Origin of the sequence: Marinobacterium arenosum (genome assembly GCF_019795155.1) — a bacterium.
GTDB lineage: Bacteria > Pseudomonadota > Gammaproteobacteria > Pseudomonadales > Balneatricaceae > Marinobacterium_C > Marinobacterium_C arenosum.
This window is the reverse complement of record NZ_JAILYN010000005.1, coordinates 112,733-128,224: the sequence shown is the minus strand read 5'-3', so window position 1 is coordinate 128,224 and position 15,492 is coordinate 112,733. Positions and strand designations below refer to the sequence as shown.

15 protein-coding genes are annotated in these 15,492 nt (G+C 56.9%); 1 reads left to right on the top strand and 14 read right to left on the bottom strand.

Annotated features, from left to right (window positions below; genetic code table 11):
* Positions 1 to 179 precede the first annotated feature (179 nt).
* Positions 180 to 593: a hypothetical protein gene (locus tag K6T12_RS04000; RefSeq protein ID WP_222219697.1), complete on the bottom strand. Its 414-nt coding sequence runs from the start codon at positions 591 to 593 to the stop codon at positions 180 to 182.
* A 202-nt stretch (positions 594 to 795) separates the two neighbouring features.
* Here K6T12_RS04000 and K6T12_RS03995 point away from each other — a divergent pair, with 202 nt between their 5' ends.
* A complete protein-coding gene (locus tag K6T12_RS03995; RefSeq protein ID WP_222219695.1) occupies positions 796 to 2,220 on the top strand; it encodes a diguanylate cyclase domain-containing protein in 1,425 nt (474 codons plus the stop codon).
* A gap of 5 nt (positions 2,221 to 2,225) precedes the next feature.
* Here the strand turns inward: K6T12_RS03995 and K6T12_RS03990 are convergent, their stop codons facing one another.
* The 13 genes from K6T12_RS03990 to K6T12_RS03930 all read right to left on the bottom strand — a co-directional run bounded on the left by K6T12_RS03990 (position 2,226) and on the right by K6T12_RS03930 (position 15,420).
* Positions 2,226 to 3,353, bottom strand: coding sequence for a tetratricopeptide repeat protein (locus tag K6T12_RS03990; protein WP_222219693.1), 1,128 nt, complete (start codon positions 3,351 to 3,353; stop codon positions 2,226 to 2,228).
* Between the two features lie 85 nt (positions 3,354 to 3,438).
* Positions 3,439 to 4,407 (bottom strand): type II secretion system F family protein, encoded by a 969-nt coding sequence (locus K6T12_RS03985; RefSeq protein ID WP_222219690.1) that lies wholly within the window; start codon positions 4,405 to 4,407, stop codon positions 3,439 to 3,441.
* 4 nt (positions 4,408 to 4,411) lie between these two features.
* Positions 4,412 to 5,401: a type II secretion system F family protein gene (locus K6T12_RS03980; RefSeq protein ID WP_222219688.1), complete on the bottom strand. Its 990-nt coding sequence runs from the start codon at positions 5,399 to 5,401 to the stop codon at positions 4,412 to 4,414.
* A 14-nt stretch (positions 5,402 to 5,415) separates the two neighbouring features.
* Positions 5,416 to 6,792, bottom strand: coding sequence for a CpaF family protein (locus tag K6T12_RS03975; protein WP_222219686.1), 1,377 nt, complete (start codon positions 6,790 to 6,792; stop codon positions 5,416 to 5,418).
* Between the two features lie 3 nt (positions 6,793 to 6,795).
* The gene (locus K6T12_RS03970; protein WP_222219684.1) at positions 6,796 to 8,040 is read right to left on the bottom strand and encodes an AAA family ATPase; all 1,245 of its coding nucleotides are present in this window, start codon (positions 8,038 to 8,040) and stop codon (positions 6,796 to 6,798) included.
* Positions 8,041 to 8,049: 9 nt separating this feature from the next.
* The gene (locus tag K6T12_RS03965; RefSeq protein WP_222219682.1) at positions 8,050 to 8,532 is read right to left on the bottom strand and encodes a TadE/TadG family type IV pilus assembly protein; all 483 of its coding nucleotides are present in this window, start codon (positions 8,530 to 8,532) and stop codon (positions 8,050 to 8,052) included.
* A gap of 10 nt (positions 8,533 to 8,542) precedes the next feature.
* Positions 8,543 to 8,998, bottom strand: a complete 456-nt coding sequence (locus tag K6T12_RS03960) for a TadE/TadG family type IV pilus assembly protein (RefSeq protein WP_222219680.1) — start codon at positions 8,996 to 8,998, stop codon at positions 8,543 to 8,545.
* A 62-nt stretch (positions 8,999 to 9,060) separates the two neighbouring features.
* Positions 9,061 to 10,419, bottom strand: a complete 1,359-nt coding sequence (locus tag K6T12_RS03955) for a TadE/TadG family type IV pilus assembly protein (RefSeq protein ID WP_222219678.1) — start codon at positions 10,417 to 10,419, stop codon at positions 9,061 to 9,063.
* Between the two features lie 86 nt (positions 10,420 to 10,505).
* Positions 10,506 to 10,781 (bottom strand): hypothetical protein, encoded by a 276-nt coding sequence (locus K6T12_RS03950; protein WP_222219676.1) that lies wholly within the window; start codon positions 10,779 to 10,781, stop codon positions 10,506 to 10,508.
* A 12-nt stretch (positions 10,782 to 10,793) separates the two neighbouring features.
* Entirely contained in the window at positions 10,794 to 12,404 is a 1,611-nt protein-coding gene (locus K6T12_RS03945; protein WP_255611526.1) for a type II and III secretion system protein family protein, read from the bottom strand.
* A 259-nt stretch (positions 12,405 to 12,663) separates the two neighbouring features.
* Positions 12,664 to 13,443 (bottom strand): Flp pilus assembly protein CpaB, encoded by a 780-nt coding sequence (gene cpaB, locus K6T12_RS03940; protein WP_222219672.1) that lies wholly within the window; start codon positions 13,441 to 13,443, stop codon positions 12,664 to 12,666.
* Complete coding sequence (locus K6T12_RS03935) at positions 13,430 to 14,737, bottom strand: AAA family ATPase (protein WP_255611525.1); 1,308 nt, start codon at positions 14,735 to 14,737, stop codon at positions 13,430 to 13,432. The genes cpaB and K6T12_RS03935 overlap by 14 nt, the downstream gene beginning before the upstream one ends.
* A gap of 89 nt (positions 14,738 to 14,826) precedes the next feature.
* Positions 14,827 to 15,420, bottom strand: a complete 594-nt coding sequence (locus K6T12_RS03930) for an A24 family peptidase (protein ID WP_222219670.1) — start codon at positions 15,418 to 15,420, stop codon at positions 14,827 to 14,829.
* Positions 15,421 to 15,492: the final 72 nt, after the last annotated feature.

The following is a 15,492-nucleotide window of genomic DNA, read 5'->3' as shown; positions in this document are numbered from 1 at the left end:
TCTCTATCGATCTGGATCAATAGTTACTTTCTTTCATCCCCTCAACCACGCCTCCACGGTCCGAAAGCCTGCAACAGGTCGTAGCCGGACAAAAGGCTCGTATCCGATGAAGCTGTTTCAGCCAGGAAAGTAAAATGCCCGCATCGTACGGGCATTTTTTCTTGCGCGGGCGTTACCAATCAGTGCCGGTGGTGACGATTGTCCCGCCCGGGGTGGGAGCGAAGCGACCGGGACGGCGGATAGCGGTGCTGTCTGTGGAGGCGGTGCCGGGGTTTATCGAAATGGCGATGATGCTTCGGATGCAGGCCATAGGGTTTGCCGTAGCGATAACGGTAGTAACCGTGCCGATAGGGGCGATAATGGCGAGGGTGGTAGTAGTGGCGATGGTGGTAAGAGTGGCGCGGTAGATAATGGCGGCCACGATAGTGCCCGTAATAGGGGTAGTTGCTGTAGCCGATCCCCAGGGTCACGACCCCGTGTTCGGTTTCGGCCAGGATACCGCCGATATGCAACCGGATACCGACATCGGCCAACGAGGGCATGCTGAATGCCAGCAGCAGAGCAGCCACGCCGGCCAGCAGGATAGGTTTCATAACTCACCTCACTCTCTGGGAGTGACTCAAGTTCATTAGATTAGACCCCGGACCCCGCTATCCGGTTGCGCGATTTATTTTCAGACCGGATTCACCGGCTATTCAGCATGTCAAACCCTATTTTTCCAGCACAGAAAGTACCTCCTCTCCTTTTCGACTAGGCTCAAGGTATTGTCCGGAGTGAATCGTGGAGACAACGGGTATGCCCAAGGCAAGCGTACTCGCCTGCAGCCTGCTGATAGTTTTTACCTTCGCCCCCCAGACCTGGCGAACCGCCCAGGCGTTCGAGCTGACCGGCGAAGAACGGCAGCACCTGGCCAAACTCTCCCCGCTGACCTACTGTGTCGATCCGGATTGGATGCCTTTCGGAAGAATCACCCCACAGGGCCGTCATGAAGGGATCGTAGCCGACTTCATCCAACAGTTCTCAGAACTGCTGCAGGCCCCGCTCAGGTTGCAGCCCACCGAGAGTTGGGCAGAAAGCCTGCAATTAGTACAGCAGGGAGAGTGCGACCTGATACCAGCGCTGAATGCCAGCCCGAATCGGGCCAAATATCTCAATTTCACCGAGCCCTATATCAGTTCCGCCGTCGTTCTGGTCGCCCGTAGCGACAGCGAGTACCTGTCCGGTTTCCCGGCGCTGAACGGCAAGACGCTGGGTATCGTCAAAGGTTATATCTTCGAAGAACTTATTCAGCGCAACTACCCGGGTATTCGGCTGATCTACGTGCCTTCGGTACGTGATGCTTTCCTCCAGGTTTCCCAAGGCAAGCTGGATGCGACCGTCAGTTCACTGCTGGAGGCCACCCGCCATATCCAGCAGGAGGGGCTGAGCAATCTGAAAATTGCCGGCGAGACCGATTTCGTCCACCAGCTCCGGGTTGGCATCCGTAAGGACGATCCTCTGCTGGCGACCATCTTCCAGCGGCTGATCAGCAGCTTCCCGCCGGAGTTAAGTAACCAGATTATGCGGCGCTGGTTTTCCGTCAAGCTGGAACGACAGGTCAACTACAAAATCATTCTGCAGTTGCTGGCTGTCTGCTCACTGATCCTCGGCTTTCTGGTCTATCGCAATCGAACCATTGCCCGCTTCAACCAGCAATTGGCCAAGGCCAACGACCGGCTGAAAGAGCGCAACAAACGGCTGGAAAAACTCAGCCAACGGGACTCGCTAACCGCCACCAGCAACCGGCTGAAAGTTTGTACGGAACTGCAACACCAGCTGGAACACCGCAACAACTATAACAGCCCCCTGACGGTGACCCTGGTGGATGTAGACCGGTTTCGCCAGATAAACCTGGATTTTGGACATTCGGTCGGCGATCAGGTTCTGATTGAGGTCGCACAGCTGATCGCAGACCAATTAAACGATTGGGATCGTCTTGGCCGCTGGGAGGGCGACAGTTTTCTTATCCTGTCGCCGGATACCACCTTGGAAGACGGGCAAGCACTGGCAGATAAACTGGAACGTTTGAGTAGTCAGCAATCCTTCTACGAAGGCGCGACCCTGCAGCTCACTTGCTGCTGCCAGCCTAGCCAACCGGGTGAGAGCCTTGCCCAATTGACCGACCGGCTGGAACGGGCGATGGCGCAACGTAAAGAGGAAAAGCTGGCCGCAGTGGACTAACCACCTTAACGCTGGCTGACCGCTTTCTCACGCAGGCGCTTGAGCTGATTCAGGTTATCCTGCGCCTTGGCGTAATAGCGTGGCGAAATGCTCAGCGCCTGGTTGAAGTAGTACTCGGCCAGGTCATATTTGCCGGCCAGCATACAGACATAGCCGACGTCGTTGTGAGCCTCGGCGCTGTCCATAACCTGCTCCAAGGCAGTCAGCGCATCGCTGTAATGTTCCGTACGCGCATACAGCAGCCCCAAGTTTCGCCAGGCCTGAGAAAACTGGGGATTGGCTTTAAGCACTCGCTGGAAAAGACGCTGAGCCTCGCCGAAGCGGTTCTCCAGATAGAGCGAATAGCCCTTGTTATTCAAGGTGGTCAGATCGTTCGGCACGATCGCCAGGGACAGATCGTAAAAAGCCTGAGCGCGCGGGTGCTGCCCAGCCAAGTCGGCAATCACCCCCAGTCCGTTGTACGCCTGGGCAGGTGATTTTCGGTCATAGGGCAGCTGGCGGATCGCTTCCGCCGTCATATTTTCCAGGCGCTCGCTCAGAGACGGCTCAGGCGGCACAGTAGCAGTTTGTTCAGGGTCAATATCCGCCGCGTCTGGTTGCTCGCTTTTCGTCGTTTCTACAACAGGATTGGCCATCTCCGGTTGCAATCGCTCAATGTCCAGCTGCATCGCCCGCATAAAATCACGACGGGCCCGTTCGGCCTCGTTCTGGCGTAGCAGAATCACGCCGCGCGCTTCATGACCACGGATATGGCTGTCATCGATCGCCAGCAGGGAGTTGAACGCATAGCTGGCTTTGGTGAGGCTGTTGCGGCGCAAGTGCAGCCAGCCAATTTTATAGAACGCCTCAGTATGCTTGGGATCCAGCTCCAACGCCTGGATATAGAGGAACAGCGCCTTGTCGATCTCACCAAGGTTGCTGGCCTGATCGCCCCACTCCATCGCATCCTCGACCGTTTTGGCGATAGGCAGGTTATTAAATGTGACCGAGCTCTTGCCTTCGTACAGCGCGTTGTCGTCAACCGTACTCGCCTTATCCGGTGCATTGGCGGCACAACCGCCCAACATCACTGTCACAAGCCCAATTGCGGCAGCACGCCCGCACCATACCCGTTGCCTACTACGCATCGCCATTCCTCCATGGTTCCCTGCGCCCATGGCTATCAGTGTAGTGCCAGCTGAACAGTTGTGCGCCTGGCTTTACAAACTTAATTAAGAGCTAACTATTGCTGGCAAGCACTTCAAGGACTTTCAACACTGCTGGCCCCACTGCCACCAGGAAGAATCCCGGCCACAAACAAAACGTCAACGGGAAGATCATCTTGGTCCCGATCTTGGCGGCGGCCTCCTCCGCCCGCTGTGTACGCTTGTCTCGGAACTCCTCTGAATAAACCCGCAGGGTATTGGCTATACTGCCGCCCAACCGGACACTTTGGTCGATCAGCGCTACCAGCCCTTTGATATCATCGACGCCGGTGCGTTCCGCCATCGCTTTAAGTGCATCGATCCGGTTAACACCGGCGCGGATCTCACTGTTAACAAGGCTCAGCTCTTCAGCCAGTTCAGGGTGGCTAACATCCAGCTCATCCGCCACACGTATCAACGCTCCATTCAATCCCAAACCAGACTCCACACAGACCACCAACATATCCAATGCATCAGGAAAACTGTTGTGTATCTGGCGGATACGACGCTTAGCCAGATGCTCCAACACCATGCTGGGCAACAAGTAGCCAGCCAAGCCACCGATCACCGCAATTAGGAATATCTGCTCGGAACTCATCTCCGGCATCAGACTGGTGATATACAGCCCTAGGAAAAACAGCCCCACAGTTAACAAAGTCTTCAAGGCGTAGAAATTCTTCAATGCATGTGGGGAACGGTAACCGGCATTCAGCAACCTCAGCCGTACCTGGGTCAGCACCGATTTTTTGGTGGGTACGAAGTGCTTGGTCAGTGGATCGATCGAGGAAAGGATATCGCCGGAAGGCTGATTCTCTTTCTGGCCAGATTTATTGTTCGTCAATGCATGCAGCCGCTGCCGAAACGGTTCCGACAGCGAGCTGATCAGAAATGTCAGACTCAGGCCAAATATCAGAGCTGCTGCCGCCGACAGCGACACGAATATCATATGGGCATAGCGTTCATTGCCCAGCTGTTCGCTTATCATCTGTAGCAGAACGTCCATAGCCCTATACCTCGATTCTCAGGATTTTACGGATCCACAGTACCCCGATCCCGGCCGCAATCGCGGCATAGAGGATTAAGTCTCGGCCGGATTCGGTTTCGACCAGAACCGGCAGGTATTTCGGAGTGGTGAAGTGGATCATCAGAAACAATCCAAACGGCACCAGCATCAGTATCCAGGCCGACAATCGCCCCTCAGCCGACAAGGTACGAACCCGGCGCTGAAAGCGGAACCGGCCGCGGATCACTTTGCCGATGTTATCTAGAATTTCTGCCAGATTACCGCCAGTCTCCTTCTGGATCAGAACCGATGTGACGAACGCCATCAAGCTGACGCTGGGCATCCGCTCCAGCAGCCCCAGCATCGCCCGACGCAGATCATTACCGTAGTTCAGATCGGCAAATGTGATACCGAATTCCTGTGATACGGGTCCATCAAGCCCCTCCGCCACCAAATTCAGCGATTCACTGAACGGGTGGCCGGCCTGGACCGCACGCTTGATGATATCGATCGCTTCCGGCAACTGCTCGTCGAATCGCTGCATCCGTTTGTTACGGTCCTTTATCACCTTCAGGTAGGGGATCATCATCGCCACTACGCCGAAGCCGAGTGTCAGCCAGGGTTGCTTACTGATAATCCAGATCGCGCCGGCCAATGAGATGCCCAACAACAACGAAAGTAACACCAGCTTGTACGCCAGGATCCGATGACCCGACTGCTCGATGGTGCGGGCCAGTGACTCCATACCGGGCATCCGCTCCAGCGACCGTTCCAGGGGACTGAGTTTTTTCAGGTACTTTTCCCTTAGCAGGGAGCTGATCGGTGCCTGGTCAGACTCACTCAACAGCTCATTCAGTCGACGCTGCAACTTTTTTCGGGTTCGCTGGCTTTCACCGAATACCGGGATGGTCAGCCCGACCGACAGAAACAGCACCGCCATAAACACCATCAGTACGAAAAGCAGTATCAGGTGGTCAGTATTGTTAAAGTCCATGGCGACTCACTCCTTTAATCCGGTTCAAACAGCGACATGGGCAGTTCATAACCGCGATCAGCCAGGGTTTTATGGAAGGCCGGCACGATACCGGTCGCACGGAAAGAGCCCCGTACTCGACCATCGGCATCCAGACCGTGACGCTCGAAACGGAACAGTTCCGACATGGTAATAATGTCGCCCTCCATGCCATTGATCTCCTGGATACTGATCAACCGGCGGCCACCATCCTCCAGTCGGCCAATCTGCAGCACTACGTCGATCGCCGACGCGATCTGCGAGCGCAGCGCCTTTATCGGAAAGCTGATTCCAGTCATCGACACCATATTCTCGACACGGCCTAGCGCATCTCGTGGTGTATTTGCATGGATAGTGGTCAGCGAGCCGTCATGGCCGGTATTCATCGCCTGCAACATATCGAGGGTCTCGCCCCCTCGCACCTCGCCCAACACGATGCGGTCCGGGCGCATACGAAGGCTATTACGTACCAACTCGCGCTGACTGATCTCACCACGACCTTCGATATTGGGCGGCCTTGTCTCCAGGCGTACCACATGGGGTTGCTGCAGCTGCAGTTCTGCAGAGTCCTCAATGGTGACGATGCGCTCATTTTCGGGAATGTAGCCGGAGAGGATATTCAGCATGGTGGTCTTACCTGAACCGGTCCCGCCGGAGATCAGGATATTGAGCCGCGACTTGACGATCCCCTCCAGCACCGGTGCCAGCCGCTCCGGCACCGAACCCAGTTCGATCAGGTTATCCATGGTCAGCAGCTCCACCGCAAAGCGGCGGATCGACATCTGCGGCCCGTCCAATGCCAACGGCGGGATGATCACGTTAACTCGAGAGCCATCCGCCAGACGGGCGTCCACCATCGGCGAGGCTTCGTCGATATGACGGCCGACCCGGGAGACAATGCGGTCGATGATGTTCATCAGATGCAGATTGCTGGTGAACTTGATCGGGCAATGCTCCAGGCGGCCATAACGTTCCACGTAGACGGTATCGTAGCCGTTGACCAGGATATCGGAGATGCTGGGATCAACGAGCAAAGGCTCCAACGGCCCCAGCCCCATGATCTCATCCTCCACCTGTTTAAGAATCCGGTTGCGGGCCGTCATGCTGAATGGCATAACGCCGTCATCCATCAGCTGCTGGCCGATACTCTGTATCTGCCGACGTGCTTCCTTCTCCTCCATGCTGTCGATCAGCGACAGGTCCATCATTTTCAACAGTTCCTGATGGACCTTCTCTTTACATTCCCGTTCGGCTGGTGACAGAAGCTGGAGTTGTAATTCCTGTCGTTGCTGTTTCTCCTGAACTTCTTCCCGTGCCTGCTCGGTAACCTCCGCTTGCTTCTGCCGGTTCAGACGCGCAGTTAAAAGCGACATAATCTATACCCCCCTCAGTTTGGCAAACAGCCGGCCGAACATACTCACACCATTGGGCTCAGGCTCCCCCTCCACGGTGGTCATCAGGTCGGTCAATGCACGGTTGATCGGCGCCCGCTTGGCCACCTCATACAACGGGATGCCCTGATTCAGGCTCTCCTCAACGTGCTTGAAATCATTGGGAATCGTCAGGATCTGATCGACGGGTTGATGCAGTGCCTTGCCTACCTCATCCAGAGTGATCGACGCCTGCTTCTGGTAGCGATTCAACACTACGTGGATGCGGTCGGCGGGGATATCCATCTCCTCACGCAAGACCTCCATCAGCCGAGTGGCATCACGCAGATGCGTCAGGCTCTGCTGCACCACTACAAAAATCTGATCCACTGCTTCAAGAATGGTGCTGGTATTGATGTCGATCTGGCGTGGCAGATCAATGATTAGATGTTGGTAATGCTCCGCTATCAGCTTGACCAATTTCATAAGGCGCTCGCCAGATACCTCATCGGTCAGCATCAGGCGTCCCTCCTCGACCCCCATGATGCGCAAGCCACTGCTGTGCTTGACCATGTAGCCTTCCAGGGCCACTTGGTCCATGTCATCGATATTGTTCAGCGCCTCGGTGATGCCGTGACGCACCTTCAGATCCAGATACTGCGATAACGAGCCAAACTGCAGGTCCAGATCCATCAGCGCCACTCGACGATGCCGTTCTACAGCCAACATATGGGCCAGATTACTGGCCAACATACTGGCCCCAGAACCACCTTTGGCATTGATGATCGCAGTCATCCGACCACAACCGACTTTGGCCTGCTGCTGGCATTCCAGATACAGCTCGGTCACCGCCTTGCCCAGTTCCTCACTCCTGCATGGGTCGATAAAGAAGTCTCGCGCCCCCACCTGCATCGCCCGACGCATAATTGCCGGATCGGCCTCACCGCTGATCACCAGTACCGGCGGTCGTTTGTCGGCCGGCCGGTTACGTAGCGCCTCCAGCTCTTCAACCCAGTGCTCAGTGAGCCGGAAGACCAGTAGATCCGGTAATATGTCGCTACCATGCAACGGATCAGAGCTGCCATTGATCAATATCCGGTCTTGAACGCTGATTTGCGGAATCAGTTTCAGCGTGTCGGACAGGCACTGCTGCGCCTCCCTATTCCGGCTGGCCACTAAAACCTTAAATACTCCTCCGCCCGATATCCGTTGCAGAGCAGGGAGTTCAAGTGTGCGTTGCTCACCATTCATACCGTCCTCCTAACTGCAATCGGCTGCACCGGCACCTGCCGGATGTACCCCCAGGCTCTCCCTGGGGATGGTGGTTGAAAAGTCGGGCGCTTCTATGGCCGCCCCCAGCCAGGGGACGATAAAGTTGTGGGTGTAACCGTCGATGCTGGCCCGTACGTAAAATATATTCGGAAAGTTGGCAGGGTTTGCGGGATCAAGCACCGGGCCGCCGTCCTCATCGAGATACTCAATATCCACATTGTCCGCCACCAAACCCGGAATCACGGTGCCGCCAAAAACCGCCTGGTTTTGGATGCTGGCGGTCTGGGTCACCGGACAAACCGCCGCCAACCGGGCGCCACGCCGAGTTACCTCATCCAGCACGTTCCACACGAACAACAGGCGGCCAAACTCGATCACCGCGAACAGCGTCATGAACAGCACCGTGGCAATAATCGCGAACTCGACGGAGGTTATCCCGCGTTGCTGTCGATATGCGCTCTTCCAGTTCATCACTCATCCCTCAGTTCAGTGCCTTGACGCTTACCGAGCTGGAGATCGGAAACTCCAGCGGTATCGGGTCGCCGTAGAAGGTCGGTAGCTCGGTCAAAAGCATTGGCGTAAAGGCGTAGCTCACCTGCACGACGATCTCATCGGTGCCGGCCGGGTTGCTGAAACTGACATCGGACAGCTGCAACCCCTCCAGTACCGGTTTAAGCGGTGGCGTGACCGGCGGATTGTTCGGGTCAATCTGGCCGAACACCACCAAATTTGCGGCCTGGTTGGCCTTCGTTCCGGGGGTTTCTGGGTTGGCGATATGGTCAGGGATCTCACCCTCGGAAGTATTCCGCGCCAGATAGTTCGCACCAGCCCGTTGCGCCTTGGTCAGGGTGTTGTACTGATAGAGCAGCCGTCCCACTTCCGCAGTTACCAGCATCAACAACAGTATCAGCGGCAGCGCGATGGTCACTTCCACCATCGCTACGCCCCGCTGTTTTCTACACTGCCTTTTACTAGGCACGCTTCGAATCAACCTATTCATCAGGAGTCTCCGCTACCGGTATCACGGTAAAGCACGATCTGGCTGGGCAGCGGTGAATCGTCATCAGGCGGATTCATCGAAAAGCTGCCCGCGGTATTACAGCCCTTATAGAACTGGCCAAACACATGGGCCTGATTCCCCTGCTGGGAGACAGGTTGCAACAGGAAGAAGCAGGCATAGCCAAGTATCTCGACCGGCTTATGGCCGTTGGTATCACCATCACAGACCCCGATTGGCAGTACCATCTCGCGCCGAGCAACGCCGAGCGGATCACAGCCACCTACGCACACCGCGGCACTTTCCGCTTTGTATTCGCCATAGTCAAAAAACTGATCGGCCGTGGCGCCATTCTTCGGCACGGCAGCGACGCTGCCGTCAGCCTGCTCGACCCCCTCAAACTCTGCCTGCACGGTCGGTACGTTATCCGCCACGGCCTCAGGCCCCAGATCCGGTCCGCCGCCGGTATTACCGAAGAAGCGGGTATTGAGGCCCTGCACTACCGGCCCGACGGTGTTGCCTGGTTCAGTTTCGGCATAGGTACTCTCATCGCCTTCATCGCTAATGGCCAGGCATTCATCACCGGCAACCGCCAGCCGTTCACGTATATCCGCCCCGCCCTGTTGGTCTTCGGAGATCCGCAACAGGCGAAAGTTACCCGCGCCAAGCTCGCCAGAATCACCGGCGGCATACTTCACGACATGGGCGTTGGAAAAATCGGCCTGCATGCTATCGCCGGCAAACTCATAGCCGAAGTGATAATCCCGGGTGACGCCGTCGGCACCGGTGACCTCACCGTGTGTGCAACCCGCATCATCCGGATCGCAACCACAGGCCAGGATCGGCATCAGGTCGCAACTGCCGGCATCCAGCCCCACCGACGGGCCGGCGACGGCGCTGGCAGCGGCCTCCTTGTCATTGAAACCCACCGCCTGAACGAACCAGCTCACCAGTTCCATATTCTCTACGCGCACCCGAACGAACGGTGGTGTTGCGGAGGGGGTGAAGGGGGCCAGGGTATCGGAATACTCAACCGCAATTGTCAGGTTACCGGCGGCATAAGCGTCCTGAATCTCCTCATTACCCGGCGCAGCAAAATTGGATTCCAGGGTGGTGATCGCCTGAGCGGTAGCTGCCACCATATCGCCATCGTTATCCCATAACTCCTTGGCGGCGCTCAGTGCCGACGCATCAACCGCATTCTGCAATCGGGTCTTGGTCAGCAGCATATGGCCGCTGTCCAATGCCAGGCCGGTTGCGGCCAGCAGTCCGATCAGCGCGATTGCCACTAAAACCATGACAGCACCACCCTGCCGTTGCCGGCCAAGTGCTCGGTTCAGCTGATCAGCCATCTGTTTCATGGTGCATTCCTCCTGTGCCAGTGGCACAGTGGCTAGCCCCGTCATATCGGACCCGACTGCTGCGCATCCTTACGCCGGGCTCCCGTTCAATTGCCGATATTCAGGTGGATCTCGTTGTTAATCTGTTGCTGGTTACCGGTCTCAGCTCGGTACTGGTTAACCACATTCTGGGCCTTGAGGCCATCCATGACCGGCGCCTTGGCATATTCCGGCGGCACCGGGTTCACCCGCTGGTGCTGCTCAAGTTCCTGCACCGCTGTACCGGCTTGCGGCCCAGGCGCATTGCCATAACTGCAACCGCCAATCCCCACTATCAGGGCTGCCAACAGCAGCCCCTTGTTGAAAAATCCGACGTTATGCATCGCAGCCACCTCTTAATTGATACTGTGTCCGTACTTGCTTTCCATACCGCCGTTCAAGGGCGCGACCTCAACGCCATAACTTACCGCTGCGGTATCCTCTACCTCAGGCTCTGCAGGTGGTGCCGCCATATCGGTGGGCTCGCTGAAGGCCCCTCCTTCGGTGGATTCAGCACTGGAGGAATCGCCGGTTTCGGAAGGCTGATCGTCTTCCCCAACTACATGATGGGTCTTACCCAGCAGGTAGAACTCGGCATCGGTCGGTTCGATAAAGCCATCGCCCGGCAGCACCAGTTCATCGGCGATAAACGGCTGTGCCAATACCGGTGTCACCAGGATCACCAGCTCGGACTCCCCCTTCTCGAACTCCTGGCTGCGGAACAGGTGGCCCAGGATCGGGATATCCCCAAGGCCCGGGAACTTGTTCACCACATCGCGCATGTTCTCGCTCAACAGACCGGCGATACCGATGGTCTGGCCATCACCCAGCTCGACGGTAGAGCGGGCCGAACGTTTGGTCAGTGATGGCACCAGGAAGGACTGGTTGATATCTTCGTCACCAATCAACACATTGGTTGCACTACTAAGCTCACTGACCGACACGTTGAATTTGAGGTTGATGCGGCCGGAGTCGAGCACCACCGGTACGAATTTCAGCCCGACACCGAACTCCTTGAACTCAATGGTGATGCCATCGGTGCCCTGGGGTACCGGGATCGGGAACTCGCCACCGGACAGGAACTCGGCCTCCTGCCCGGACAATGCGGTCAGGGTCGGTTCGGCCAGTATCTTGGTCAGGCCGTTTTCCTTGGAGGCGTCAATCGCCAGCGAGAATAGGAACTTGTCATCCAGGTAGCTGGTAAAAAGCCCCTTATCGGCAATATCGAAGCCGCCGGGTGCAAACTCATCCAGCACCGGCCCCCAGATCGCGTTCTCACCGAAGATCGGCGTGCGCAGACCTTCCTCGCCAAAGATCGCGTCCGGGAAGGTCGCACCACCATTAACCGCACCGGTGGTCCATTTATCGTCCGAGAACATGGTGTGGAACTTGATGCCCAGCTTGCGGGTGATTTCGCGCGACATCTCAGCGACAGTCACTTTCAGCATTACCTGCTGGGAGCCACCAACACTCATCAGGTTGATCACCTCTCCCTGCTGACTGGCCCCCTCCTTACTGGGTTTCTGCAGGAAGCTGTTAGCCAACCTCATCGCGGTATCCATGGCGATGGCGTTGGAAACCTCGCCACTTAGTACGATCGCCCCCTGCGACATGTTGACCCGGACATCCTCGCCCGGCAGCAACTGGAACAGCTTGCTTTTCAGCGAGTTCAGGTCCGGCGTCACCTCAACATCGACCGACTGAATCAGCCGGTTATTGCGATCCCAGATCAGGATATTGGTGGTGCCGATCCCCTTGCCGAGTACATAGACCTGGCCGGAACGCATCACCAGGATATCGGCGACCTCCTCGTTCCCCACCGAGATCTTCGCCACCGGCTTATCCAGCTGCAGCACCCGCGACTTGAACAGCGGCACATTGACCGTTTTGACGTCCAGCAGGCGCTCTGTCGCCGCCTGCACCGGTTGAGTGGCAACCACCAGCATCAATGCCAGCAGTAAACCCATCCAGAATTTGATCGTACTGAGCCACCGATCCTCACTTACCCTCGCCGGGCAACATTGTTGGTATCTCATGATCACTCCTCGGCTATTCCACTGTCCCCTGTAGCAGCAGGCTCCGACCGCGACAGTTTGGCACTCCCCTGGCTGTCGCCCTCAGCGTGGGCTGCTACAACCAGCCCCCTTTAGTAGCGGGCTAGAACCACGATGGGTTTGGCACCATCCCCCGACTGTCGCCTCGGAGCGGGCCGCCGCTACGAACAACTCACATCGGCACTTTCTTGCGCTGCCACTCGGTTCCCTTGATAACGATCACCCTCGGCTGCGAATAACTGCGACCTGCCGGCTTGGTTTTCTTTGGCTCTACCACCGCGATCTGCTCCGGTACCGGGTTCAGCAGGGTCAGTTGGATACTGCCTTCATCCCGCGCCTTGGCCAGCTTCTCTGCCTCTTTCGGGCTTACCTCCAGAGTCACCGCCCGCACTACCACCGGATCGGTACTGTTGGCCTTGGCCATCTGGTCCACCGCCAGAACCTTGATCTCCCGCAACACGGTTTCGCTGATCACCCGATCACTGCCGCTATTTTTACGGGTGCCAATCACATCAACCTTATTGCCCGGCAGCAGGAAGCCGGCAACCCCGACCACATCATTAACCCGCACGGTAAAAGCTCTTTTCTTCGGGTCGATAAGCGCGGCAAAGGTTGCCCCTTCAGTTCCATCTGAGATCCGCTCGATTCGGATCACTTCATCAGCAAGCAACGGCTGAGTAGCCACCTTGCCAACCACCTGATCCAGCGAGGTGAAACTGTTGGGCGGCGCCGCACTTTCCGGCAGTTGAACAATCTTGACGTGCCGCGCCTCTATGGTCTGGCCATAGGGGACATCCAGTGCAGCTACGACAGCAGGTACTTTTTCCTCAGCTGGAACAGCAGCTGTTTGCGTCCCCTGTTGATTAGCGATCCAGTTATTGGCAACCCAGGCCGCCGCGACGGCGAAAGTTACCGACAGGAATAACAAGGCGAATGTTCTACGAGTGACCATCTGAGCCCCCTCCGTTCTGCATGTGATTCACCGACATCTCCAGCTCCGCCTTCAGGCTGACGAAATAGCTTCCCCAGGCCCAATCCAGATGCTGGGATGTCAGCTCCTGCTCACCGCCCTCGTACTGCATCCGGTCCAGTGCCAGCCCCAGCAGGTCGCGGGGGTGGCAGGGGCGCAACGGAATCTTGTGCCCCTGATGCAGGTGATTCAGCACGTAGTTGAGCAGGGCCGGATCAAACGAAATCTGCTTTTCGATACAGACCTGTTTCCAGATCTGGCTGTACTCGTCGGCATTCAGGTAACCGAAGTAGATCTTGTGGCCAATACGACGCAGGAAAGCCTCATCGGCTAAGTCCATTGGATTCATATTGGTGGAAAAGATCAGCACCTGATCGAACGGTACCGAGAAGTGCTTGCCTGAACGCAAGGTGAGGTAATCCACCTGCTCCTCCAGCGGCACGATCCAGCGGTTGAAGATCTGCATCGGCGACGCCCGCTGGCGTCCCATATCGTCGATGATAAAGACGCCGTTATTGGCCTTGACCTGCAACGGCGCCTCATATTCACGGGTGACCGAATTTGTCTGCACTTCGAGCATCTCCATGCCCAGCTCACCACCGGTGATCACCACCGGCCGGTGGCAGAGCGCAAAACGCGGATCAAACCCTTCGTCCAACAGTACTGACGGAGAGCTGACCTCCTTGTCCAGCAGTCGGTGGACCAACGGATCAAACACCGACATCACCTGCTCATCGATCGCCACCGCGTAGGGCACCAGGCAGTTATCATCAAACATGGTGGCCAGTTTCTGGGTGATATAGGTCTTGCCGGTACCGGCCGGCCCGTAAATGAAGATCGCCCGGCCGCTGTTCAATGCCGGCCCCAATTGCTCCTTCATCTCGCGGCGCAGAGTCACATTCACCAAACCGCGCTCCATTTGGTCACGATTAACTTTGAACTGGTGCACCGACTGGGCGGCGATCACTTCGCGATAGCGCTCCAGCGGCACCGGCGCCGGCCCCAGATAGCCACTGCGTGCGGTGGCATCCAGAGCAAAGCCATGGCCCAACTGCGTCAGTCGATAACCCAGCTCACGCCCTTCTGCCATATCGGGCGCACAAACCTCGACTAGTCGCTCCTGGCGCATAAAACCGATCACCGTATCGATCACCGGGCCGGCCAACGCCACCTTCTGGATCAACTGTTTGGCGCTCATCGCGCCGGTATCCTGCAGATGCTTGGCAAAAAGTTCTGCCAACAGACGGACACTGAGTCCGGTCTGTTCCAGGCTCATCGGCCGCGGGGCAAGGCTCTGCCAACGACCCTGGCCAGGAGCTTTTCCATTGCCAGCCATACTGGAATTTGCGGTCTGCTGTAGGGTGTTCATAGTGGCGCCCCCATGGCTCCCATGGCCTGTAGCTGAAAACTCACCTGGCTGGTCAGGTGGTAGAAAATCAAATCATCACTCCGCCATAGCTGCACTAAAGTGCCGGCGGCAATTGCTGCGGCAAAAGGAATTCGCTGCGCCGCAACCTCCGACTTACCGGGTGGAACGTAATACCGCAGAGCAAACACCGTCCAATAGCGACGCAGCGTGGTAAAAAGCTCTCCTTTCACTGCCATGAGAGCAAGGCTATAAAACACTGCGGCAATCAGGCTGAAGCAGGCAGCCAGCAACACCGCCAACGGCCCGACGAAGCAGCCGATTGCCGCCAGAAGCTTGACATCCCCCGCGCCCATCGCCCCTTTCAGGTACAGCGGCAGGAACAGGACAAGCCCTGCCATCAACCCAAAAACCGCAGCCATCAAGCCGCGGCTTTCCAGAAAGTAAGTTTGTAATCCGATACCCATTACCACTGCGCTTAGCGTCAGCAGATTAGGAATACGATGGCTGCGTAAATCCGCAACCACCGCCACGACTAGAATCAGCAGAAGAAGGACGGTAGATAAGTCGTAGGTCAAATAAGCCAACATCATTGCCCCTCCCTCTTCTGCTCATCATTGCAGGCCCATTCCTGAGCCTTACGGAACTACAGCGTCGAAGGTTCC